The following is a 24,001-nucleotide window of genomic DNA, read 5'->3' as shown; positions in this document are numbered from 1 at the left end:
GGGAGAATCGCCATACGATGCGCTCGCTCTGCATCACGCAGAAACTTCCTTCCTTCTCACGAGGTCATCCATGAATGCTTCGCATGACTTTCGCCGGACCCTCGCGCGTCGGCTCCTCGCGCTCGTCGCCGCCGCGCTCCCCGTCACGATGAGCGTGCTCTCGGGCTGCGTCGTGCAAGAATCCACGGGCGGCGATTGCCCGGAGGCGTCCCCGAAGCAGGCGTGTTTCGCCTGGCCCCAGGATTTCGGTACCGTAGGCAGCGGGGGCTCTGGCGGAAGCGGTGGCGGCGCGGGTGGAGCCGGGGGAGGCGCCCCCGTGATGTGTCCCGCGCAGGCCGAAGCGAAGTCCATCCTCGACCACGAAACCGCCGGGCGTCATACGATGAAATCGGATGGCACGTTCCAGAATGGTCAGTGCTGTTACGACACGCTCTTTCAGCCCTTGTGTATCGGGGGTCGCCCCTTCCTCGTGAACGACGCGCCCCGCACGGCCGAGCCCGTTCGCGGCGCCTTCGCGTCGGGCGCGCGCAGCCCGGAGGCGATGGCTCCGAACCTCGACGATCTCTCCGCGGACGAGCGCGCCTTGCTCGCGGCGGCATGGACGCGTGATGGGCTCTTCGAGCACGCGTCCGTCGCCTCCTTCGGACGGTTTGCCCTGGAACTGCTCGCCGTCGGTGCCCCAGCAGATCTCGTCACGCGGGCACACCGAGCCGCGGAGGACGAAGTGCGCCACGCGGAGCTCTGTTTTGCGCTCGCCTCGAATTACGCCGGGGAAGCCAGGGCCCCGGGGCCGTTCCCCTTCGAGGGACGCATCGATATTTGCGCCGATCTCGCCTCGGTCGCCGCGCGCGCCGCGCGGGAAGGTTGCATTGGAGAGACGATTGCCGCGGCCGTCGCCGCCGAGCAGCTCGCGGCCGCCACGGATCCGGCCGTGCACGCGGTCCTCCGGCTCATCGCCGAGGACGAGGCGCGTCACGCCGAGCTTGCATGGCGCACGGTGGCCTGGGCCGTGCGCGTGGGCGGCGACGCGGTGCGCGCGGCCGTCCTCGAGGTCTTCGCGTCGCTCGGGCAAGGCGCGCCCGGCGAGCGAACGCCGAGCGATCCGCGTCTCGCGGCGCATGGTCGGCTCGGCGAGGCCGAGGTGCAGGAGGTGGCCCGACGCGCGACGGTCGAGGTCGTTTTGCCCGCGGTGCGGCTTTTCGTGGAGCGGCTCGGAGGCGGCGAAATTCGCGCGGAGGCTTGACGGGGCCCGCCAAGCGCTCGAAAAGAGGGCGAATGGCCCCCGCCGATCGTCCCGCCGAACCCGCCCCGCCCGAGAGCCGTGTGAAGGTCGCTCTGCGCGTCGTCCTCGCCCTGGCCATGATCGGGGTGGGCATCCTGCATTTCACGTCCCCCGAGCCTTTCGTGCACATCGTCCCCGCGGCCCTGCCCGCGCCGCTCGCGCTCGTGTACGTGAGCGGGGTGGCCGAGATTGCCGGGGGCGTGGGCCTCTTGATCCCGCGGCTCCGGCGCGCGGCGGGCATCGGCCTCATTGCGCTTTACGTCGCGGTTTTTCCGGCAAACATCAACATGGCGATTCACGAGATCCCGATCGGCGAGGACCCCGTGCCGGAATGGGCACTCTGGGCGCGGCTCCCCTTTCAGATCGTGTTCATCGCCTGGGCTTACTGGGTCGGCGTGCGTTCGCGTTCGGGTCGCATTTCCAGCTGACCGTCGAAAAAGAATCGCTCAGCGCGTCCCGAGCCCGAGCTTCTTTCGCAGCCGCGGCGTCTCGCGCTCCCGCACCGCAATGCACTGGTTCGCCTGCTCTTCGAGCGCCGCGAGCTTCCGCGGGTTCACGTCCACGGTCTCGAAGATCGCCTTGAAGACCTTGAGCGCGTCGTCCCGGGTCACCGGATCACACGCCTCGCCCACCGCGCTCGAAAGCTCGAGCAAGAGCCCTCCGCCGAACCGCGGCGCGAGCTCGGGGCCACGCGCGCGGATCCACCCGAGGGAGGTCGACAAGGTCTCCGGCGCGCGCGCCGATTCGTGGAACGCGCGGGCAAACTCGTGCGCCCGTAGCTCACCGGCCCGCGCGATGTCGAGGCCCCGACCGAGCTCCGCCGGATCACCGATCCTCCCGATCGCGCGCGCCGCGATGACCCGCTCCTCCGGCGTCGCCGCGAGCCGCACCGCGTCCCGCAGCGCTTGCAGCCGCTCGTCGCCGCCGGTCCGCGCGGCCACGAGCAGCGCGACGGCCGTCGTGTCCGCGTCGATCGCCCGCGGATCGTCGAGGTACGCCGTCGCGCGCGAGGCCGCTTGCCGGAGCGTCCACGGATCCTCCGCGAGCACGCCGAGCGCTTCGAGCACGGCCACGCGAGCGAGGCGCGTGGCTTCGTCGTCTTGCTTGCGTGTCGCCCAGCCGAGCTCCTTGCCGAGCGGAAGGAACAACGAACCGACGAAGCGACCGAGCGCCTCGCGTGACCCCGAGTCCGGCAGCACCACGCGGATCCAGCGCAGGCTCTCCGTCATCTCGGCGAGCACCGCGGGGTGCCGCTCGCCCCGCAGCGACGAAAGGAGTTCGAGCAGCGCATCCGCCCCGAGCTCTCCGCTTCGCACGAGCGCGAGCGCGTTCGCCACGAGGCCCACGCGTTCCGTCGGCGCGAGCTTCTTCGCGACCTTCGCGAGCGCGTCCCACGAGGCGCGCGGCAGCGTGAACCGATAGTACCCGCGCTCGTCCGCGTTCGGATGGATCCACGAAGGGCAGCCTCGCCGCGGCAGCTCCAGCGTCAGGCGATCGGAGAGAAGCCCGCACACCGGCGCCGCTGCGCCCTCGTACGCGACGCACGCGGGCACGACGAACGCCCGCGCCTCCTCGCCGCCCGCGCCCGCCCGCGAGGTCGGCGGCGTGAGCGCCAGCGAGACGCGGGGCGCTTTGTCCGCCTCGCAGGTGAGCTCGGCGCGCACGAAGGGCACGCCCGTGCGTTCGAGGAACGGGCGCGCGACAGCCGCGACGTCCTTGCCCGACGCCTCGGCCAGCGCCGCGAGCAAGCCGTCCGTCGACGCCGTGCCGTGAGCATGCGCGGACGTGTGCGCGGCGAGGCCCTTCCGCATCACGTCTTCCCCGAGCCACCCTTCGAGCATCCGCACGAGGCTCGCGCCCTTCTCGTAGGTGATCGCGTCGAAGATCTCCTCGGCGTCTCCCGTGCTCACCACGGGTGCGCGCACGGCGCGCGACGAGGGCAGCTCGTCGAGCTTCATCGCGAGGTGTTTGTCCCGCACGGCCGACGCGGCGGCGCCCGTGTCCTTCGTGATCGTGTCGATGACCTTCGCCGTCATCCACGTCGCGAGGCCCTCGTTGAGCCAGAGCTCATCCCACCACGGCGGCCCGACGAGGTTGCCGAACCACTGATGCGCGAGCTCGTGCGCCACGATCGACGCCATCTCCTGCTTCCCTTGCGCCGAGGCCGCGTCAGGGTCGAGCAGCGCGAGATCCTCGCGGAGCGTCACGAGCCCTGGGTGCTCCATCGCCGCGGCCATGAGATCGGGGACCGCCACGAGATCGAGCTTGCGGTATGGATACGCGCGGCCGAAGAAGCCCGCGAGCACCGCGAGCTCGCGCGCCGCCGTGTCGAGCACGAGCTCGCCGAGCTTCGCCTTGCCGCGCGTCGTGACGAGGCGCAGGCGGATCGGTTCCTTTTGACCACCAACGGTCGTCTTCGCCTCGCGGATCTCGAACGGCCCCACGGCGAGCGCGACCAGATACGTCGGGAGCGGCTCCGTCGTGGCGAAGGAAAACGTCTCGTGCGCGGCGTCCGGCGAGGCTGTCCGGCTGGTCTCCGGCGCGTTCGACAGCGCGAGCTGGCCCTTCGGCACCGTCACCTTCACGTCGAACGGCACCTTGAAGCCGGGCTCGTCGAAGCACGGGAAGACCCGCCGCGCGTCGACGGGCTCGAACTGCGTGAACGCGTACGACGCGCCCGCGTCCTCGACGCGGAACAGGCCCGCGGTGCCCTCGCCGAAGGGCGCGACGTAGGTGATCTCGATCGACGCGCGCCCCGCGGGCAGCGGTTTTTCGAACGCGAGCACGAGCTCGTTCGGCGTCGTTTGTCCCGCGCTCGGCCGTGTCGAGGTCCGCGCCGGGCGCCGCTCGTTTCCGACGACCACGTGCGCGCGCCGCAGATCGATCTCGGCCGCGTGCAGCACCACGTGCGACGTCGGGCGCGGGATCTCCACGTCGATCGTGACCTCGCCCGTGAAGCGCGGTTCCTTCGGGTTCACCCAGAGCGAGAGCGCGTAACGGAGCGGCCGCGCCGTGTCCGGCAGGCGGCCGTTCGCGAGCGGCGGCGGCGGCTTCGGCGCCTGCTCCGCGGGCGTCGTCGCGGGCTCGACGCGGAAGACCGGCGCGTTCGGGATGCAGCCCGCGAGGGCGACCACGAGGAAGGGCAGGGCGAGCCTCCCGCGAGACCAAGCAAGCATCGATCGAACGTTCGCCGCGCGGCGCGGCCCGGTCAAGCGGCAGGCTCCGGCGCGCCCCGGAATCCGAGCGCCCGCGCCTGCGCCGGGCCCGTGTCCTTGCGGCGCCAGAGCACCGCGTCGAGCACGTAATGCGTGGCCTGCGGCAGCGCGAGCAGAGGCACGACGAGCGCGCGCGCCGAGGGGCCGAGCAGCGGCGCCTCGCGCATCCCGCCGAAGAGCGAGGGTCTGTCGTGCCAGACCAGCCGATCCCAGAGCGCCTCCTCGGCGAACGCGAGCGCGAGCGCCGCCGCGGCGAACGCGAGCACGCCGCCCGCCGCGATGCGCGCGACGAGCCCCGCGGGAGCCTCGCGCGCCCGCTCCCGCGTGTACGCCCAGAGCAGCGCCATGTACGGGATCCCGTGCACGAGCACGTTCGTCACGGTGAACTGGAAGTCCGAGTTCGTCGCGACGATCCCGGAGAACCACGTGATCGCCGTCGTCGCCACCACGAGATGTTTGCCCGGGTTCCGCGGCCCGCCCCGCCGCCAAACGAGCACGGCGCGCGCGGCGTACGCGACGAGCAGACCGGCCCAGACGACGCCCGCGGGCACGACGAGCGCGCGGAGCCATGGCGAGGTCACGAAGTCGTCCTCGACGAACCACCGGAACGCGCGGGGCAGGTGGGCGTGCCAGTAGAGCAACGGGAAGCACGTCGACGCGTAGATCGTGGCGTCGTCAAGCATGCGTCCGAGCCGCGAGCGCTCACCGGCCCGTGCTCGGTAGATCGCCACCCAGCCCGCTTGTTGCCGCACGAAGTGGAGCACCGCCACGTACGCGAGCACGCGCCAGAAGAGCCGCTCGGACGTGGCGTGGAGCAGCGCGCCCGCGGCCCAGCACGCGAGCGGCGTGGCCACGTAGAGCGCGCGGCGCTTTCCGAGCTCCTCGCGATCGAAGTACGTCCGGAAGAACGTCGTGTGGACGTGCGCGACGTCGACCGCGAGCACGAACGTGATCCATCCCCAGAGCGGCAGCGCGCCCTCGTCGCTCAGCGCGGGCGCGAGCGCGGCGAGCACGAGCGCGAGCGCCGCGGACCCGCCAAAGACGGCCACGTCGACGCGCGCGCCCCAGATCCAGGGCCCGTTCACGAGGCGCTCGGGGACCTTCCTCGCCCCTCCCTCAGCCGTGGATGGCCGCGGCGATGATCCAGGAGAGCCCCAGGATCACCGAGCCGATCACGATCGCGAGCGCGGTGTTCTGGTCCTCCTCGATCTCCTTGCGGATCGAGAACGGCGTCACCTTCGTGATGATGAAGAACGCCACGGCGAAGACGACGAGCCCGATCACGACGAAGATCAGCGTGGCGATCGAGGCCTTGAGCAGCTGCGAAATGTCGAGCATCGATGCTCTCCCGAGGGCCCGGAGGGGCCGTGCCGGCAGGGTAAGGGAAGATGGGCCCGGCTGGGAAGCCTCGACGTCGTGGGCGGAAGCGACTACCTCACGCGGAGGACCATGGGCATCGCGCGGATCGGCGACGTCGACATTCATTACGAAACCTTCGGCGAGGCCGGTCCGGCCGTGCTGCTCGTCATGGGCCTCGGCTCGCGGGGGGACAACTGGACGGCCATTTCGCGCGCCCTCGCCGGCCGCGGCTTTCGTGCGATCCAGTTCGATAACCGCGACGTCGGCCGCTCCTCGCGTTTCCCGGGCGGAAGCTACGAGATCGCCGACATGGCCCAGGATGCCGTGGGGCTGCTCGATCACCTCGGCATCGGCGAGGCGCGGCTCGTCGGCATTTCGATGGGCGGCATGATCGCGCAGGAGCTCGCCGTGCGTTTCCCCGAGCGGTTCTCGCGCCTCGTGCTCCTCGCGACCTGGCCTGGCGGGGACGTCGCGAAGACGCCCGAAGGCGCAATCCTCTCCGAGCTCGCCTCGCTCGCCCCCGATGACGATCGCGCGGCGGCCGAGGCGCGCCTTGCCGCGTTTTATCGCGCCATCACGGGCCCCGCGTTCGCCCAGAAGAACCCCGAGATCCTCGACATGGCCATCGCGTTCGCGCTCGAAGGCGTCCCCGAGGTGGACGGTCTTCTGCGGCAGATCCAGGCGATCAGCCGGTTCTCCATCTGGGACCGCCTCGGCGACGTCCGCGTGCCGACCCTCGTCTTGCACGGCGACGCCGATCCGCTCATTCCGCACGAAAATGGCGAGCTCCTCGCGCGGCGGATTCCGGGCGCGCGGCTCCGCACGCTGCGCGGCGTGGGGCACCTCGTGCCGCTGGAGGCGCCGCTCGAAACCTACGGCGCGCTGCTCGATTTTCTATCGTGACGTGGCTCGGCTCGCCTGGGCGGATCGCTGGTCCGTCCCATGCATCGCTGTCTTCGCATGGTAGATACACGCACGGATGGGATGTCGGGGCTTTCGTGGGTGGCGCTGGTCCTCGTGATCGTCGGCGCCTTGAACTGGGCGCTCGTGGGGCTCTTCGACTGGAACCTCGTCGCCGCTCTATTCGGGACGTTCTCGGCGCTCACGCGCATCGTGTACGTGCTCGTGGGCCTTTCGGGTCTGTATTTGATTTTCCTCTCGACGCGGCTGGTGCAACGGCCAAGAGCTTGACAGCGGAGCGAGCCCTCAATCGCCCGTGATCCCTCACGAAAATTTCTGGACAAGCGCGGCTGTCCAGGTTTCGATGCCCGACGTTTGTGCGCTGCATGGAGCAGCCCATGAGGAGGTCGGAGCATGCGTTTCGGGATTCGGGCGATCGGCGGGGTTTTGCTCCTCGGGGCCATATCGGGCGCAGCGGCGGGCTGTAGCGACGATCCCGCGACGACCGCGACGGGGGCGGGGGGCCAGGGCGGCAGCGCGGGCCAGGGCGGGGCGGGCGGTCAAGGCGGCCAGGGCGGCGATGCAGGCCAGGGCGGCGACGCAGGGCAGGGCGGCCAGGGCGGACAGGGTGGGGCGGGCGGGCAAGGCGGCGCGGGCGGGCAAGGCGGCGCGGGCGGGCAAGGCGGTGCGGGCGGCACGGGCGGCAGCAGCGCGGTCTGCGGCGACGGCGCGGTCGAGGGCAGCGAGGGGTGTGACGACGGCAATACGGCCGATACGGACGGCTGTTCGGCGGCGTGCGCGGTCGAAGCTGGATGGAGCTGCGCCGGGGAGCCGAGCACGTGCACGACCGGTTGCGGCGACGGGGTGATCGCCGGCCTGGAGGCGTGCGACGACGGCAATACGGCCGATGCGGACGGCTGCTCGGCGGCCTGCGGGCTCGAGTCCGGCTGGAATTGCGCCGGAGAGCCGACCGTGTGCACGGACCTCGACGAATGCGCGCTCGGCACGCACAACTGCGACGCGAATGCGACGTGCACGAACACGCCGGGCTCGTTCACCTGCGCCTGCAACATGGGATATGCGGGCAATGGCGTCCTGTGCATGGACGTGGACGAGTGCGCGCTGAACACGGACAACTGTGACGCGAATGCGACGTGCACGAATACGCCCGGCTCGTTCGCCTGCGCCTGCAACATGGGATATGCGGGCAATGGCGTCCTGTGCATGGACGTGGACGAGTGCGCGCTGAACACGGACAACTGCGACGCGAACGCGACCTGCACGAACCAGCCCGGCACGTTCGCCTGCGCCTGCAACATGGGGTACACCGGCGACGGCCTCATGTGCACGGACGTGGACGAGTGCGCGTTGAATACGGACAACTGCCACGCGAATGCGACGTGCACGAATACGCCCGGCTCGTTCGCCTGCGCGTGCAACATGGGATACACCGGCAGCGGCGTCATGTGCACGGATGTGAACGAATGTTCCGCCGGCACGGACGACTGTGACGCGAACGCGACCTGCACGAACCAGCCCGGCACCTTCTCCTGCGCCTGCAATCAGGGTTTTACCGGCAATGGCAAGACGTGTTCGTCGGTCTGCGGCGACGGCCTCGTGGTCGCGGGCGAGGCGTGTGACGACGCGGGCACGATGTCGGGCGACGGGTGCTCGGCGACCTGCCAGGTGGAGACCGGCTATTCCTGCACTGGCATGCCGAGCGTGTGCGGACCGCTCTGCGGCGACGGCATTCTCTTGTCCGGCGAGAAATGCGACGATGGGGACGCCATGGGCGGCGACGGGTGCAGCGCGACATGCAAGGTCGAGCCGTACTTCCGGTGCAAGGGCACCCCGAGCACGTGCGCGCGCATCAAGATCGCGTATGCCCCGTCGAACGCCGACGCCTCCACCTATCGCTCCGCCATCGCGGCGATCACGGGCGGCACGGTCACATACGTCGATCCCCGCACGACCACGCCCTCGCTCGCCACGCTGAACGCCTATGATTGCGTGCACACGTGGGTGAACACGGGTTATGCCAACGGGACCACGTTCGGCAACAACCTCGGCGATTTCGTGGACGCGGGCGGAAACGTCGTCCTCGGCGTGTTCTCGACCTACACGAGCAACATCTCGCTCGCCGGCAAGATCATGACCGCCGCCTATTCGCCCGTGGTCTCGCCGACCGGGGACAACCGCTACACCTCGTCGAGTTATTCGGGCAATGGCACGACGTTCCTCCACAGCGGCGTCTCGACATATGCCTCGTTCTACCGCGACATCCTCATCCTGCAGGGCGCCGGGATCGTCGACGGCACGTACGCCGACGGCGAGATCGCGCATGCGTACCGACCCGACTTCAAGGTCGTTTACTCGAACGGCACGGGGCACCCGAACATGCAAGGCACCGGCGACTGGGCGCGGCTCGTGGCGAACGGCTGCGCGGCTGGCTTCCTCCAGTAAAATCGATTGATTTCCGCCGGGTCCGGGGAGACGATGATCGTCATGGCGACGAGCGTTCGTGGGCTCCTCCTCCTGGCCCTCCTGGCAGGCTGCGGCGCGCGCACCGAGCTGCCCGTCTGCCAGGTGGAGGGGGAAAAGCGTGAATGCGAGACCATCTGCGGCAAGGGCGTGGAGACATGCGTCTTCGGCAAATGGGAGGGCTGTACGGCGCCCCGGCCCTCCACCACGATCCCCATCGGGGTGACGATCCGCGATTTCAGCGCTTCGCACCCCGATATGGAGGAGCTCTCGATCGGGCTCGATCTCGGGATCGTCGAGACGAACCTCGGCAGCGACGGCAAACCCGTCTACGCGGGAAACCCCACGACGCTCACGACGAGCGGCAAGGCGAGCTTCGACGAATGGTACCGCGACGTCCCCGGGATCAACGCGTCGACGTCATTCACGCTCGAGCTCGCGTCGGGCCCAGGCGCGCCGAATCTGTACCAGTTCAACGCCCCCGACTTTTTTCCGATCGACGGGCAACTCCTCGGGAACGAGGGAAACCCGCATAATTTCCACTTCACACTGGAGATGCAGATCCCGTTCCGATACGTCGGCGGCGAGTCACTCACGTTCCGCGGGGATGACGACCTCTGGGTCTTCATCAACGACAGGCTCGCCATCGACCTCGGGGGCGTGCACGCGACCGAGAGCCGGACGATTCTCCTCGACGACGAGGCCGAGACCCTCGGCATCACGAAAGGCGAGGTGTTCCCCTTCGCGCTCTTCTTCGCCGAGCGGCACACGTCGGGCTCGAATTTTTACCTCGAGACGACGATCGCCGAGTTCGACGTCTGCCCGAAGTGACGGTCACGCCGTCGCCGCGTCCTCGGCCGGCTTCTTCTTGCGTTTCTTCTTTTTGGCGGGAGGCGCGGGTTCGTCCGTTCGAACCTCCGCGGGCGGGAGCTCGCCGAGCATGATTTGCCGCACGATTCGCGTCGCGTCCTCGGCGCGGGACGCGGGAACCATCACCTCGATGGGGACGAACGGGTGGGCGAAACGCGCCATCGTCCGGTAGAGGACGCCACGCAGGAGGACCGGAATTCCCTCGCTGCGAAGGGCGGCGGCGACCATGTCGGCGGCAAAGACGCGGTGCTCCGGCCAAACCGAGACGAGCTCGCCTTCGATTCGCATGCGCGCACGGACCTCGGCGACGAGATCGAGGACGAGCATGGTCAGGAGCGGCACGAGATAAAGGCTCGCCCCTGGGCCGACGTCCACGAGCAGCGGGAGGATCACGAAGACGCAGAGCGGCAGGATGCTCCGGCGCAGGGCCGCGAGGACCTCGGAGTCCCCTTCCTCGAGCGGCCGGCTGTCGGGCGAGTATTCCCGAACGCGGCGCCATAACGCCTCGCGCGCGGTCGGCGCCTGAAAGCCCCATCCGAAGACGAGGACGAGGGCGGCCGTGAGGACGAGCCTGATGACGAGGGGCGCGCCGTCTGTCTCGAAATACAACGCGCCGGCGTTGTAGGGGATGAGGCCGACGGTCGAGAGACGCCAGAGCAGCACAGCGAGGCCCGCGGGGATGAGCGCGGGCGCGATGCCGCTCGCGGGCAGCCGGAGCGGCGGCGGATTCGCGCCCCGCGGGCCCGCGCCTTGGCGATAAGGCTCCGCGCCGGACGCTCCCACAAGAACGCCTTCGTCCCGCCTCGTAGGCCAGCGCGCGCACGCGAACGTCGTGCCCGCGAGCAGCGCCGGAATGGCGAAGATGCGGGCCATTTCGGCGGAGGTGGGCGGCCCGTCCGGAAGCACCCCCGAGAGAACCGCGTGGAGCAGCTCGCCTTGCGTGACGAGCTCAGGGACGAGGTAGAGCAACGCAAATCCATTGCCGAGGCCTCGCCTCGTCACCCACGTGGCGAGCAGCACGAGCAGGCTCGTTCCGGCGAGCAGGCTGCCGATGATGTCGAGCTGCGACGCCCCCGGATCGAGAAGCGACTGGAAACGGGCGATGGCATAGGCCTGGAAGAGCGTGAGCACCATCCCCAGGAGGATCGCAGCCCGCCCGAGTTTTTCGCGCCCTTCGGGGCCCGCGTGCCGGAGCGGGCGCAGGGAGGGGACGATCCAGGCGACGAGCTCGACGAACAACGCCGCCGTGAGGATCGGGGACAGGCCGACCGAAAACACGTTTCGCTGGTTCAGCGATATTTCTGGCAGGCGCGTCCCTGTTTCTATCTGTGGAAGGAGCAAGAGCCTCGGCCCGGCGATCGCGATGGCGAGCGCCACGACCGTCACCCCGATCCGCGACGAAAGACCCGGCGGAAACGGGCGCGCGGCGGTATCCGACGATGGAGCGGCGTAATACGCCGGCCCGTCCATGAGCGCGGCCCCGCAATCGGCGCAGTCCGGACGCTCCACGTCGTATTCGGCCGGCGTTCCGGTGCGCTGGCGATGCGAACACGCGACGTTCGGACAAAATTTCATGATGCCCCTCGCCCCGAGCATCCGCGCCCGCGCCCCCGGCGTCAAGCCCTTGTTCCCGGCGTCGTCTGCGCGTAGCCTGGGCCTTGCGAGGGCGAGCGATGCAACGACGAACGCTTCACGGGGCGATCCTGGTTTGTCTCTTCACGGGCGTAATTTCGGGCTGCGGGGACGACGCCGCTCCGGCGCCGATCGATCCCAAGACGAACCCGGACGAGGGGCCTGTCGCGGGAAACCCGGACGGCGCCTGCACCGTGCCGGCCGAGGCTCAGGCGGTGGATACGTCGAATCCAACGCAGGTCGTCGGCAATGGCACGAAGGAGAGTTGCACCTCGGATGCATTCGTCGATGCCGTGGCGAAGGGCGGCATCATCACGTTCGATTGCGGCCCGGATCCCGTGGTCATCACGCTCGACCGCACCGCGAAGATCTTCAACGATACCGGTCCCGAGATCGTGATCGACGGCGGCGGGAAGGTCACGCTGAGCGGCGCGGGGGCGCGGCGCATTCTCTACATGAACACCTGCGACGAGGCGCAACACTGGACCACGTCGATGTGCCAGAACCAGGACCACCCCCGGCTCACGGTGCAAAACCTGACGTTCGTCGACGGCAATGCAAAAGGCGAGGACCCGGACGGCGGCGGCGCGATCTTCGTGCGGGGAGGCCGCTTCAAGGTGGTGAACAGCCGATTCTTCAACAACGTCTGCGACGATGTCGGCCCGGACGTCGGGGGCGGCGCGATTCGTGTCCTCAGCCAATACGAGGGGCTGCCCGTGTACGTCGTGAACAGCACGTTCGGCGGGAGCGAAAAACTCGGGAACGTCTGCTCGAACGGCGGCGCGCTGAGCAGCATCGGTGTTTCGTACACGGTCCTGAACAGCCTGATGTCCCACCAGCGCGCGATCGGCAACGGCGCGAACCCGGCGAAAGACGGGACCCCGGGCGGCGGGAGCGGCGGCGCCATTTACAACGACGGCAATACGTTCACGTTGACGGTCTGCGGGACGAAGATCACGGAGAACCATGCGAACGAAGGGGGCGGCGCCATCTTCTTCGTCAGCAACGATCGCACGGGCACGCTCGTGATCCAGGATTCGGTGCTCTCGAAGAACCCGAGCCTCGGGTTCGAGACGCCGGGTTATCCCGGCATCTTCGTGCTCGCGAACGGCGACCCGCAGGTCACGAACTCCACCCTGGAATGACAGATCCATGTCCACCATTCACATCTCCGCAGCGCCCGGCGACTTCGCCGACGTGGTCCTGATGCCGGGTGACCCCCTGCGCGCCCGCTACATTGCCGAGCGATTCCTGGAGCAGCCGCGCGAGGTCACGGCCGTGCGCAACATGCTCGGGTTCACCGGCCAGTACCAGGGACAGCGCATCTCCGTCATGGGGCACGGGATGGGCATCCCCTCGATCTCCATTTACGCGACCGAGCTCATTCGCAATTACGGCGCGCGCGTGCTCATCCGGGTCGGGAGCTGCGGCGCACTCCGGCCGGAGGTCGATCTGAAGGAGGTGATCGTGGCCCTCGCCGCAGGCACGGACTCCCGGGTCAATCGCCATCGCTTCCTCGAGCACGATTTCCCGGCGGTCGCGGATTTCAACCTGGCGCGACGGGCGGTGGAGATCGCGGAGCGCCGCGGCCAGCCCGTCCGCGTGGGCTCCGTGTTCAGCGCAGACCTGTTTTACATGCCGGAGGTCGCGCGGCTGCACGAGACGCTCGTGCGCATGGGGATGCTCGCGATCGAAATGGAGGTGGCGGGTCTTTATGGCGTCGCCGCGGAGCAGGGCGCGCGGGCGCTCGCGCTCCTCTCGGTCGCGGACAACCTGCCGAAGGGCACCGGGCTCTCCTCGGCGGAGCGCGAGACGAGTTTCAATGCGATGATCGGTCTCGCGCTGGAGCTCGCGGCCGAGGAGGCCGCGGCCGTCGCGCCTGCGCCATAGTGTGTTTCGTCAGCGTCCGGGCCGACCTGGCCCTTTGGGGAGATCGTCGGGCCCGATGATCACGGATTGGGCCAGCTTGTCGCCATCGGGCGGCGTCCCCTGGAACGGCAAGGGTTTGCGCGGGACGAACGAGCTGATATCGGCCGTATCGCCGAACCCGGGCGCGCGCGCCGGGGGAGGCGGCGCGGGCGATGCGGGAGGCATTTCGGGGGCCGACGCGTCCGGCGGCATCTGGAAGGGCATCGTCGGCAGCTTGGTTTGAGGTCGAAATGCCGGGCGTGTCGCGCCGAGGTCTTCGTGAGAAGGTGCGGGGACACGCGCGGGAAGGGGGGGCGGTGCGGGTGTGGGCGCGGGGGGCTTCACGTATTGCTTCCACACGGAGCCGGCGCTCTGGGGCGCACGCGAGGGCGGCTCGTCGAGCATGAAGGAAGGCCGCTCGGGGGCTCGCTCTTCGGGATCGGGCGCGTCCGGATCGATGGGCTCGCCGAGCGACTCCAGGCGCGGAGGCCATTCGCGGAGCTTGCGCGACGTGCCGCCGAACGCGCGGGCAAAGCGGAGCACGATGTCGGGTTTTTCCTCGGCCGCGGCCTCGGCGAGCGCCTCCCCCCACGCCGCCGCGGCCCGCGCCCAGCGCGCGGGACGAATGCCGCAGCGGAGGAGGACCTCCTCGGCGAAGTGCGGCGGGAAAAACTTTCGGTAGGCCATCACCTCGGCGAACCGTTCGAGGGTGAGGCCCTCGCGGCGTTCCTCGGGGGGGACTTGGGGGGACGAAAAACCGGGCTTCGTGGTCATGAACCGCTCCCCTCACTTTTTGGTTGGCTTCACGAAATCAATCCATTCGGGGCGCCATGCGCGGTCGGGGGCCTTGAGCCATACACAAGCCGGGCCGCTGCCCAGTGCGCACGCCGTCTTGGCGAAATCCTCGGCCTTTCCGTGATTCTTCGGGACACCCACACCGAGATCGTGGACCCAGGCTGCGTAGAAGCAGGCGAAGTGATCTCCCTCGTCGCATGAAAAAACGAGCAGGCGCAGGGCCTCCGCATGAGCCTCTTTCGAGGGGATCCCGTGCGTGTCCGTGCCGAGCAGAGCTTCGCCGACGTCTCGGCAGCCCATCGGGCTGCCGAGACCACAAGCCCTCCGGTAAAGCGCCATGGCCTTCGCGGGGTCCTTCGTCGTGCCCATGCCGTCCGCGAACCTCGTGCCGAGCCACGAGCAGCTCTGCGCATGTCCCAGATCGCATGCCCGATGGAGCAGCTCATCGTACCGTTTGTCGTCCCTGGGCACGCCAAGGCCCCTGTAATGCATGTTCCCGAGCTTGCCGCAGCCGCTGCCATAACCGTCGTCGCATGCGCGGCGATACAGAGCGACGGCTCCGTCGATGTCCTTGCGTTTGTCTTGCTCCAGCAGCGCCCCCAGCTCCACGCAGGACGCCGAGTCACCTCGATCGCAAGCGTCCCGCAAGACCAACCGCTGTTTTTCCGGGTCGACCGCCGTCCCAAAGCCCTTCGCGTGCCACGCGGCGAGGGTGGAGCAGGAATCGAGCTCCTCGGCGCAGTCTTTCTGAAGGAGCTCGAAGGCCTTCCTGCTCAGCGTAGCCGCTCGCTCCTTGTCGGGTTGCTCCCCGTCCCAGCCGTTCTCGTAAAGGATCGATGCAATCGCGCATCCGCGCCGGTCTCCGCCGTCGCACCCGCGCTCGAGCATCTGCTTTGCGAGTGCGTGATTCCTCGGGAGCACCTTTCCCTTCCGATGGACGTTGCCGAGGACGGTGCACGCGCGTGCATATCCCCCCTCGCACGCCTTCTGGGCGAGGGAAACCGCAGCTTGCACGTCGGCCTCCTTTTCGACGCGGATGCGCATCGCGCCGTCCGTCAGGAAAAGGGCCGCGAGATGGCCGCAGGCTGGCAGGTACCCCGCGTCACACGCTTTTCTCTGGAGGGCCACGGAGGCGTCGTCGTCCCGAGGCAGCTCTTCGAGGAAAAGTGCTCCGAGCTCGTGGCATGCGGCTAGATCATTTCCGTCGCATGCCTTGCGGAAGACGGCCTCGGCGCGGCGCACGTCGCGCCGTCCAGCTTTCCCACGCATGACGAGCACGCCGAGGTTCCTGCAGCTCGCGAAGTCGCCAGCGTCACATGCTGCCTTGCATGCTTCAGCGCTGCTTTCGAGCGTGCATGGCTCGGGCCGGGATGCCATAGACGAAGGCGCGTCCTTGGCCGAGGCCTTCGTAGGAGGCAGAGACGGTCGACCCTCGAGGTCATGGTGCGCCGGCGCGGAAGATCCACACGCGGCGACCAGGCCCGACGCAACGACGAGCCCCACAAGAATGGTTTGGCGCGCAGTAACGATCATGCGAAAGCGACCTCCGGCGCGGATTGGTCCTCGTCGTGCACGATGGCGGAGTCCGCGAGAGCCTCGGGGGCGGGCAGCGGCGCCGTCGCGGGCTTGCCGTCGCGAAAGAGATCGGGGATCTCGATGGTGTGGTCTTCGGTATCGGGATCGCAGAACCGATCGTGCACGTGCTCGCCATCGTAGGACATGCGCTTGCCGGCGTCTTGCTTGGGCTTCGGCGCGACGCGGGCGCGGATGGCGTCCGGGATGGCGTTGCCCTCGAAGCTCTCGGTCGTCGACCCGAAATTGAGATCCGAGCGCTTGCGGTGCCAGTAGAGGCAGGTCCCGTTCGCCGCGTTCGTCAAGACGATCGTGTCACGGTAGTCGTGTATGTACGAGAGCCCGGGCGTCGGCTCGACGAGCGGGTCTTTTTTCTTGTCTCGGTTCGGGTTTGCCTTTTTGATCTCGTACTTCTTCTTCTTCGCTGCGTAAACGACGGGCTCCATCTCCGCGAGCTTTCGCTTGCGGGCGCCGTGCTCCCACATCATCCGCGCGAGCTCGCCCTGGGGCGTGTAGATGATGAACCAGCCCTGGAGCTTCGTGAACCCCGGCATGTTCCGCAGCGCCCACACGCAGCGCGAGATGTGGAAGTTTTCCTCGTCGTTATCCCCGTACATCCGAAACATCTTGCTCACGTACAAGATATGGTCGTCCGTCATCTTGGCGGGCGGCACGCGCTCGGTGATGACGAGGCGCAAGAGGCCGATCGGGCGCGCACGGCGGATGAACTCCGCCATTTCGAGTAGATCTTCCGGCGGTTCGGGCGGCACGCCGAGGCCGCAGAACGTATTGCCCTGGTAGACCTGTGAGATGAAGTTCCCGTCGTAAATCCCTGCCTTGCTCACCGGATCCATGAGCGTGTGGGCCATGTGCTCGTCGAGCGGATGCCCGTTCGTCGTGTCGAGGAGCTGGACCTTCTTCTTGTCCTTGCTGATCCGCAGCACGAGATGGATGTGTGATCCTTTCCGTTGCCCCGAGACCGGCACGTCGACTTGCACGGAAAAGTTCTCTGCAGGTATGTTGGCGAGGCTGGGGTCACTCGAGAGAACAGTCTTCTGAACCGAGACGTTGCTCTCTGTGTCCTCGTGCAAGTACTGCTGGTCCTTGAGCTGGCTCGTTTTCTCCGGCAGGTCGTTGAGGGCCTGCTCGCGATGTTCCTTCTTGAGCTGCGGGACGCCCTTTTCGTCGACGGTCACCCAATGGGGGGGGACCCATGCCGTCGTGTACTTCGCGTCGCCGAATGGGTTGTAACAATAGGCCGAGCCCGGGCGGAGAGGCACGGGGATCACCTGCGTGCTGTCGGCCGGCGCCCCTTTGGCCTTTGGCATCGGCTCGATCCCCGTCGCGACGGGAACGCGCAGGTGCGCGAGGTTCGTCGGGTACCACCTCCCGCCATTCTTCTCGTCGAAGAGGGGTTTGCCCTTGTTCTGGCTCGCAGCCAGGTTCGCCCCGTCGAGGTGCTGCTCCAGCGTGAAGCCGCGGGTCAGGACGCCGTACGTCGTGAGGTGCTGGCAGGCGCAGGCGATGGACACGGCGGGGTCTGTGTTTTCGACCATCACCTCCTCGAGCTTCCGGTCGTTCTTGGCGAGCTTGACCTTGTACGCCTGGATTTCGAGGTGCGTCGCCGGGAACGTCGCGTCCTTGCGGGCCTTGCACGCCTCCTCGTAGTCGACGCTGCGCCGCTGGATCCGCGAAAAAATGTACGAATCCCACTTCGAGTTCTGGAAATACGCCTGCCCCGGGCCCCCATACCGCATGCCGAAGACGATCTCCGAGAGCGCGCGCGCCCACGCCTCCTCGCCCGCACTCGCGTCCCAGTCCTCGTTTTTCCCGGCCGGACCCGCCCACGCCTCGTCGAGGCTCCGGTGCAGCCGTTCCTCGATCCAGGCAAGAATCGACCCGAGCGTCTCGGGTTTCTCCTTGTCGAGCTCGCTCTCCAGGTACGGACCCGCGCCGATCGCGCCTTCCGGGATGTCCGTCTCCGTGTGATTCAGGCACACGACGAGGCGCGGCGGAGCGCCCGGGTGCGCCGCTGGGTTCGATACCTTGCCGATGGCCTCGGCAACCGCCTGGATGAATTGCTTGTCCGCCTCGGGGATCGCCATGACTCCCTCAATTCCCGTGCACGTCGAGCAGCGTTCGTTGGGTCGCCTCGTCGAGCGCCCCCGTCTCTTCGAGCTTGTGATCCTTCTGGAACCAGGCGAGCGCCGCCCGCGTCTCGTCGTCGATCCCGCCCCGGATCGCGCCCACGTAATAGCCGAGGTTCTTCAGCCGCACCTGCGCGCCCGCAATCGAAGCGATGTCGGGCAAGGCGCCGATCTTCACCGAATACTCCCGCTTCGGCCCCGTGCGATCCTCACCGAGCCACAACGTGATCCGTGCCGTCTGCGCGTCCTTCGGGACGTCCCGCTCCACGAGACCATCGGGCCCCGTGGTTCCGTCGCCTTTAAAACCCTCGCAGACGAGGTCGTAGAGCTTGCCCGCGTAGGGCTCGAAGTTCTCGTCCGTGAGCTTGATGCGTAGCTTCACGGTCTCCGGCTCGGGCTCGTCGCGCGTCGGGTCCTTCGGGCGGCTGTCCTTGCAGTTCAAAAGGACCCGCGTCCCCTTCACGCTGGCGTCCCGATCGAGCTCGATCGACGATTTCTCGCCGTAGAGCTTCAGCACCTTCGAGACGATCTCCGCCTCCTCGCCGAGGCGCACGGCGGGGCCCTTGCCCGTCATGGCCGCGCTCTCCTGCCCCTCGATCTCCACACGGCGCGCGCGCAGGACGATCCGATCCGAGAGGATCTCCACCACGCTGTCCCCCACCACCAATGAAATGCCCTGAACCGCCTGGATCCGCGCGGTTTTTCCGGCCGATACGATCCACTTCCCGGAGACGTTCGTCTCGACGATCCCGTCGTCGCGCCCATCGCCCACAACGACCGCGTGCTCCGCCTCCACGCGGAGCACGCTCTGGCCCATCACCACCGTCAGGTGATCGCCGTGCACCGTGTGCCGGTCCGATCCGTGCACGACCTCTGCGCGGCTGCCCCGGACCTCGCTCGCCACGTCGCCGCCCGTCGATTGCGCCATGCCGCCCGAGACGCTCACGGTCGCGCCGCCGTCGATCGTCTGTACGAGCGCGCCGGCCACGTGATCGTCGCGGTCGCCCTGCACGCGCAGGACGTGCTTGCCGCCGATCGTCACGGTCTTGTCGTGGGTGACCGTCTCGTCGTGGTCGTTTTCGATCGTCTCGCGCAGATCCTTCTGCGCGTGGATCGAGATCTCCTCGGCGCCCGCGCGATCCTCGAAGGAGATTTCATTGTAGCCGTCGCCGCCGGGCGTGGTCTGCGTGCGAATGCCGCTCCGGGTCTTCGCGTCGGGCAGCTTGAACGTGGGCGGGTGTGTCGCGTCGTTCAGGCAGCCCATCACGACGGGCCTGTCGAGGTCGCCGCCGAGGAAGCCGACGAGCACCTCCATCCCGACGCGTGGGATGAATTGAAAACCCCAGCCGGTGCCCGCCCACGCCTGCGCGATGCGGATCCAAGAGGATGAATGCTCGTCGCGTTTTCCTTCCAGATCCCAGTGGAATTGCACCTTGATCCGGCCGTACGGATCCGTATGAATTTCCTGCCCCGAGGGCCCCACGACCGTCGCCGTCTCCATCACCTGGCGCATCGTGCGGCGCGGTTTCTTCGGGCGGATGGCGACGGTTGCAGGCGCCGCGCGGAACGTCGTGGTGAAGACCGGATCGTTCGTCCCGGCGTGTTGCGGATCGTGGCCCTCGTGGACGGCGCGGACGACGACGTAAGGGCCGTTCAGCGCGGGGACGTCATGATCTTCGAGCGTGAAGCGATGGCCCGGCGAGAGCCTGCGGCAATACGTCGTCCCCTCGGCGAGCGCGGCGCGCGCCCTTCGTTGTTCGAGCATGGTGATCGCCCGCGCCGGATCGATCTCGGGCTCCTCGTCCTCGCCGTGGTGCTCGTACACGACGAGCCCCTCGGCCTTGCCCGCGCTCGCCCGCAGCTCGGCCGTGGGCTTGCGGAAATCGTGATCCCGGACGAGCGTGCCTTCCGTCGCCGCGCTCGTTTGTCGGATGAAACGCGTGACCTGATCCTCGCGGACCGTGAGCGCGGTCGCGCCGTCGGCCCGGCGGAACACGAGGACGTCGGCGCCGGGGATGCGCGGATAAAGCGTGGGGGCGTCGCCGAAGACCACGACCTCCCGGGCGTCGTCGGTCCCGTCGCCGGGAAACTCGAAATGGTAGAAGACGCCGGCCTCCGCGGCGAGGCGCTGTACGAAGGCGAGGTCGCTCTCGCGGTGCTGTACGCAATACGCGCGGCGCGGGTGCGGGCCGAGGAGGTCGAAGCGGCAAGGAATGCCGTGCCCCGCGAGCACGGTGGCGACGATTTCGGGGAACGTACGGTCTTGAAAGATGCGGCTGCGCTGGTTGAGTCGGCAGAGCGCGAGGCGCGGCACGAGGCGGAGGCGGAAGGCGATCCGGCCTTGTTCGACCGCGCCCTCGGCCCGCACGCGCGAGACCACGCCGCGCACGATCCGCGGCGCGTGATCGGGGACCGCGATGCAGAGGACGGCGTCCTTGCCGATCATGTCCCGCTCGAAGCTAGCTTCGTCGAGCCCCTGGGCCTCGGCAAACGCGACCACGTCGAAGGCAAAGGGCCGCGAGATGCGCTCCTCGCCAGCGATTTTCACGACCGTGAGGCGGCCTTTGCCGAACTCGGAAGCGCGGAACTCGAAGTGGGTCCTGGGCTCGGAAGAATGGGCCATGGGCGAGGTTCTCGCCCAACGATATCACCCGGGCGGCCGCACCGCGAGCGTGTAGAGCACGGATAAGTCGTTCTGGAGATCCATCGCGTCCTCGCCCTGATCCCAGCCGAGGACGTGCCCGATCGTCCGGATGGCCTCGGCGTCGTCCCGATCGAAGACTTTCACCTCGAAACCCGCCGCCGTGAAAGCCTCGCGCGGGAACGGGGAGCGGCCGTCGGACCAAGGAGCGAAGGGTTTGTCCGGGGGCGTCGGGGCCGGGCAGATGTTGTAGATGAGGAAAACCCCTCCGGGCCGCAAGCGCTCGAAGACGGCGCCGAGGAAGGCCGCGTCGTCGACGCCGAGCCGGATGAGCTTGCTCTCGTCCGCGGGTCTGTCCGGGTGGATGTATCCTTTCTTGAGGACATTTTTCGAGACAATCACGTCGAACGGCCCTGCGGCGGCCGCGCGGATCGCGGGATCACCGGGAAAGGTCCCGTGGAGGAGGCGCAGCGAGCCTGGCGCACCGGAGAGGCTGCGGATCTCGCCTTGATCGCCGGGCACGCCGTAGAGCGCGGCGAGCAGTGGATCGACGTCCACGCCGACCGCATGGACGCCGAGGCTCGCGAGCATCCGGAGGTGCCCCGCGGCGCCATACCCGAAATCGAAGAATCGTGATCCGGGCGGCAACGTGACCCCAGCCTCGCCGAGCACCTCGAGCGCGCGCGTATACGCGAGCGGCGAGCCATAACGCGTGCTGTAATAAAATTCCTCGTCGACGGGCAGGGGCTTGAAGGCGTCTCGGTCCGGGATGCGCGACAAACCGTCCGCGTCGACGACGCGTTTCTTCTCGGCATCACGATACAACGTGCGCGGCGTGATGGACGGGAGCGATGGAGCGGCCGCGAGGAATCGGCGCGCGAGATCCGAGCGGACGAGGGGGCCGAGTTTTTCGGCGTCGGCGCGAATGCGCGCCACGCCTTGTAAAGCGTCCGCGGGCGCGGCGGGCGAGGGCGCAGGCGCGCGGGCCGGCTCGCGTGGCGCGGCGCCGCTGCACGCCGGAAGGACGAGGGGGATCGTGAGAATGGCGGCGAGGGGAAGCCCGAGGCGCGTCGACATGAAACCCGCGTAGCAGGGGCGCCTGGGCGAAGCAATCTTCGTGGACCCCCGCGGACTGCCAATTTTTCCGGGCGCGCCGTCCGCGTGATGCGCTCATGGACAACGTGGCAATCGACGGAGGCGCTGGAATCTCGCTCCTGCGGGGCCGTTTCTCCCGGCGTGAAAAAACTCAAAGCATGGGTGGCGGAGGCCTTCGAGTTTTCGGTCTGGGTTGTCGAGAAGGTGTTCTTCTCCGTCCTCGTCTGCGTCCTCGTCCCCATCCTCCTGGCGATGCTCTTCGCTCCGTGCCTCGGCGTCGTTCTCGCATGCAAGCGGTGGGTCCTCGACGTCCCCGGAGGGATGTCGTGGTATCCGACCGCGTTCGGAGGGCTCTTCATCGGGGCGTACTTGTTCCCGATCTCCCTCGCGAAAGGCACCTTCGGTCGGCGCCTCTCCCTGCGCGTGGTGCGCGCGCGAGAGGTCCCCGTGGACGAGGCGCTGCCCCATGAATTCGTGGCGATCGATGCCTGGGTCGTGAGCGGTCGCCCGATCGAGCGCCCCGCGGCCCCCGGCGGCGACGAATGGGTCACCTATCCGCTGGTCCTCGCGGACGCGAGCGGGGGCGTGCTGCGTGTCGAGCGCGCCGACGGCGCGGATCAGCCGGCCGGCGAGGGCCTACATTATTATGGCGCGGCCCGCGTCGGGCACCGCGTCGTCGCCCTCGGCGAGGTCCGCCGCGACGAGGTGGATGGGTCGCTCTACCGCCTGCCCGCCCGCGGCGCGCGGCTCGTGCGCGGCAAGTCGCCCTACTTCCTTGTCCGTGAAGGGGATCTCGCCGCCGTGGTTGCAGAGATCCGCCGTGAAGAGACTTCACCCGCCTGGGGTATCTTCTCGCTCGTCTTGCTGGCGGTTGGCTTCGGCTCGATGATCGGCGCCCAGTCCGCAGTGCCGTCGTGGTTTCTGTGATGGCGCTGCTGCGAAGCATTTTGCGCACCGTGCTGCCGACACGCGACCATGCAATGGCTTTTGACGCGGCGCCCCGGACGGAGGTAGCATCCCGCGCCGTGCCGCCGCTTCGTTACTTCGTACCCAATGGGTTCACCGGGCTTTCGCTTCTCCTCGGCCTCGGCTCCGTCGTGATGAGCTCGGAGGGCAATTTCCGCCTCGCGGCGTGGATGATCCTCTGGGGCGTCTTGCTCGACAAGCTCGACGGCAGCGCCGCGCGTCTGCTCAACGCCACGAGCAAGTTCGGCGTCGAGTTCGACAGCTTCGCCGACTTCGTGGTCTTCGGCATCGCCCCGGCCGCGCTGGTCTACTACCGGCTCTTGCCGATCGGTCCGCTGCTCGGCTGGGAGAAACCCGCGCTCCTCGCGACCTCGGGCCTCTACGCGCTCGCGCTCGCCGTGCGCCTCGCGCGCTTCAACGTCACGACGGGCGGCGAGGGCATCTTCTACGGCCTGCCCGGCACGTTGATGGGTGCAATCGTCGCCACGGCGTACCTCACCTGGGACAAGTACGGTTTGCCCGAGCGCTCGCTCATCGTGAGCCCCGCGGTGCTCGTGATCGCCGCGGGCCTCATGGTGAGCACGGTCCGCCTGCCGAAGCTGAAGCTCGGCAAGAACAAGGTCATGAAGGCGTTCACGGTGTGCAACGTCGTCGGGGCGTACCTGTGCGGGCCGCTCCGGATCTTGCCGGAGTACCTGCTCGGCATCGCCCTGATCTACACCCTGGGCGGGGTCGTGTATTGCCTGATGAACCCGAGTGCCGGCCTCGACGCCGAACCCGAGTCCGCCCCCGAGCCCGCCCAGGCCGAGCGTCTCGCCTGACTTTCCCGCGTTTTCCCGCATGCGTGGGTCGCGCGAGGCCTTGACGAAGGGCCGTTTTCCTGACGGCATCCCGCCCGATCGACCACGCCGTCAGCGCCCGATGCCCCGGGCGCGGCACCTCTGACAAAGCCACCATTGCCATCATCCGGGACGCGACGGCATGTCCCGACGCAATGTGCGTGTGGGATATCTCACTTTTGGGTGGTCACGCGAGTTATCCCCGCTATCCTCCCCCCTGAGCCGTGTGCGTGACACCCTGGCGTGGCGCCAGGGCGAAAAGCACCGGTCATTGCTTGGCTCGCGGGCGCAAGCGCTTC

At 68.3% G+C, this 24,001-nt stretch carries 19 protein-coding genes; 10 read left to right on the top strand and 9 right to left on the bottom strand.

The window, feature by feature from the left end:
• Positions 1-70 precede the first annotated feature (70 nt).
• Positions 71-1,243: a ferritin-like domain-containing protein gene (locus KEG38_RS19770; protein ID WP_272421270.1), complete on the top strand. Its 1,173-nt coding sequence runs from the start codon at positions 71-73 to the stop codon at positions 1,241-1,243.
• Positions 1,244-1,275: 32 nt separating this feature from the next.
• On the top strand, positions 1,276-1,710 hold the full coding sequence (locus KEG38_RS19765) for a DoxX family protein (protein ID WP_272421269.1): 435 nt from the start codon (positions 1,276-1,278) through the stop codon (positions 1,708-1,710).
• A gap of 18 nt (positions 1,711-1,728) precedes the next feature.
• Here the strand turns inward: KEG38_RS19765 and KEG38_RS19760 are convergent, their stop codons facing one another.
• Genes KEG38_RS19760 through KEG38_RS19750 form a run of 3 tightly spaced genes read right to left on the bottom strand, consistent with a single transcriptional unit; the run spans position 1,729 to position 5,835 of the window.
• Positions 1,729-4,458: a M1 family metallopeptidase gene (locus tag KEG38_RS19760; RefSeq protein WP_272421268.1), complete on the bottom strand. Its 2,730-nt coding sequence runs from the start codon at positions 4,456-4,458 to the stop codon at positions 1,729-1,731.
• 32 nt (positions 4,459-4,490) lie between these two features.
• A complete protein-coding gene (locus KEG38_RS19755) occupies positions 4,491-5,582 on the bottom strand; it encodes a hypothetical protein (RefSeq protein ID WP_272421267.1) in 1,092 nt (363 codons plus the stop codon).
• Between the two features lie 31 nt (positions 5,583-5,613).
• Positions 5,614-5,835, bottom strand: a complete 222-nt coding sequence (locus KEG38_RS19750) for a DUF350 domain-containing protein (RefSeq protein WP_272421266.1) — start codon at positions 5,833-5,835, stop codon at positions 5,614-5,616.
• Between the two features lie 78 nt (positions 5,836-5,913).
• Here KEG38_RS19750 and KEG38_RS19745 point away from each other — a divergent pair, with 78 nt between their 5' ends.
• From KEG38_RS19745 to KEG38_RS19730, 4 genes are all read left to right on the top strand, one after another.
• On the top strand, positions 5,914-6,759 hold the full coding sequence (locus tag KEG38_RS19745) for an alpha/beta fold hydrolase (protein WP_272421265.1): 846 nt from the start codon (positions 5,914-5,916) through the stop codon (positions 6,757-6,759).
• A gap of 57 nt (positions 6,760-6,816) precedes the next feature.
• The gene (locus KEG38_RS19740) at positions 6,817-7,047 is read left to right on the top strand and encodes a DUF378 domain-containing protein (RefSeq protein WP_272421264.1); all 231 of its coding nucleotides are present in this window, start codon (positions 6,817-6,819) and stop codon (positions 7,045-7,047) included.
• A 123-nt stretch (positions 7,048-7,170) separates the two neighbouring features.
• Entirely contained in the window at positions 7,171-9,219 is a 2,049-nt protein-coding gene (locus tag KEG38_RS19735; protein WP_272421263.1) for an EGF domain-containing protein, read from the top strand.
• A 42-nt stretch (positions 9,220-9,261) separates the two neighbouring features.
• Entirely contained in the window at positions 9,262-10,068 is an 807-nt protein-coding gene (locus KEG38_RS19730) for a fibro-slime domain-containing protein (RefSeq protein WP_272421262.1), read from the top strand.
• 3 nt (positions 10,069-10,071) lie between these two features.
• On the opposite strand, the gene KEG38_RS19725 is transcribed toward KEG38_RS19730, so the two are convergent.
• Positions 10,072-11,682, bottom strand: coding sequence for a putative signal transducing protein (locus KEG38_RS19725; protein WP_272421261.1), 1,611 nt, complete (start codon positions 11,680-11,682; stop codon positions 10,072-10,074).
• Between the two features lie 98 nt (positions 11,683-11,780).
• Here KEG38_RS19725 and KEG38_RS19720 point away from each other — a divergent pair, with 98 nt between their 5' ends.
• Both KEG38_RS19720 and deoD read left to right on the top strand, forming a co-directional pair.
• Positions 11,781-12,884 carry a hypothetical protein gene (locus tag KEG38_RS19720; RefSeq protein ID WP_272421260.1) on the top strand — a complete coding sequence of 368 codons (1,104 nt, stop codon included), beginning with the start codon at positions 11,781-11,783 and terminating at the stop codon, positions 12,882-12,884.
• Positions 12,885-12,891: 7 nt separating this feature from the next.
• Positions 12,892-13,629, top strand: coding sequence for a purine-nucleoside phosphorylase (deoD, locus tag KEG38_RS19715; RefSeq protein WP_272421259.1), 738 nt, complete (start codon positions 12,892-12,894; stop codon positions 13,627-13,629).
• A 9-nt stretch (positions 13,630-13,638) separates the two neighbouring features.
• Here the strand turns inward: deoD and KEG38_RS19710 are convergent, their stop codons facing one another.
• The 5 genes from KEG38_RS19710 to KEG38_RS19690 form a co-directional block, all read right to left on the bottom strand.
• On the bottom strand, positions 13,639-14,421 hold the full coding sequence (locus KEG38_RS19710; RefSeq protein ID WP_272421258.1) for a hypothetical protein: 783 nt from the start codon (positions 14,419-14,421) through the stop codon (positions 13,639-13,641).
• Between the two features lie 12 nt (positions 14,422-14,433).
• Entirely contained in the window at positions 14,434-15,711 is a 1,278-nt protein-coding gene (locus KEG38_RS19705) for a tetratricopeptide repeat protein (RefSeq protein WP_272421257.1), read from the bottom strand.
• Between the two features lie 260 nt (positions 15,712-15,971).
• Positions 15,972-18,119 (bottom strand): hypothetical protein, encoded by a 2,148-nt coding sequence (locus tag KEG38_RS19700; protein ID WP_272421256.1) that lies wholly within the window; start codon positions 18,117-18,119, stop codon positions 15,972-15,974.
• Between the two features lie 7 nt (positions 18,120-18,126).
• Positions 18,127-20,784, bottom strand: a complete 2,658-nt coding sequence (tssI, locus tag KEG38_RS19695) for a type VI secretion system tip protein TssI/VgrG (protein WP_272421255.1) — start codon at positions 20,782-20,784, stop codon at positions 18,127-18,129.
• Positions 20,785-20,808: 24 nt separating this feature from the next.
• Positions 20,809-21,879 (bottom strand): class I SAM-dependent methyltransferase, encoded by a 1,071-nt coding sequence (locus KEG38_RS19690; RefSeq protein WP_272421254.1) that lies wholly within the window; start codon positions 21,877-21,879, stop codon positions 20,809-20,811.
• A gap of 159 nt (positions 21,880-22,038) precedes the next feature.
• On the opposite strand from KEG38_RS19690, the gene KEG38_RS19685 reads away from it, so the two are divergent.
• The gene (locus KEG38_RS19685; RefSeq protein ID WP_272421253.1) at positions 22,039-22,824 is read left to right on the top strand and encodes a hypothetical protein; all 786 of its coding nucleotides are present in this window, start codon (positions 22,039-22,041) and stop codon (positions 22,822-22,824) included.
• Positions 22,825-22,922: 98 nt separating this feature from the next.
• A complete protein-coding gene (locus tag KEG38_RS19680) occupies positions 22,923-23,684 on the top strand; it encodes a CDP-alcohol phosphatidyltransferase family protein (protein WP_272421252.1) in 762 nt (253 codons plus the stop codon).
• Positions 23,685-24,001 lie beyond the last annotated feature (317 nt).

Origin of the sequence: Polyangium jinanense (genome assembly GCF_028435265.1) — a bacterium.
GTDB classification, from domain to species: Bacteria; Myxococcota_A; Polyangia; order Polyangiales; family Polyangiaceae; genus Polyangium; species Polyangium jinanense.
This window is presented reverse-complemented; position numbering and strand designations above follow the sequence as displayed.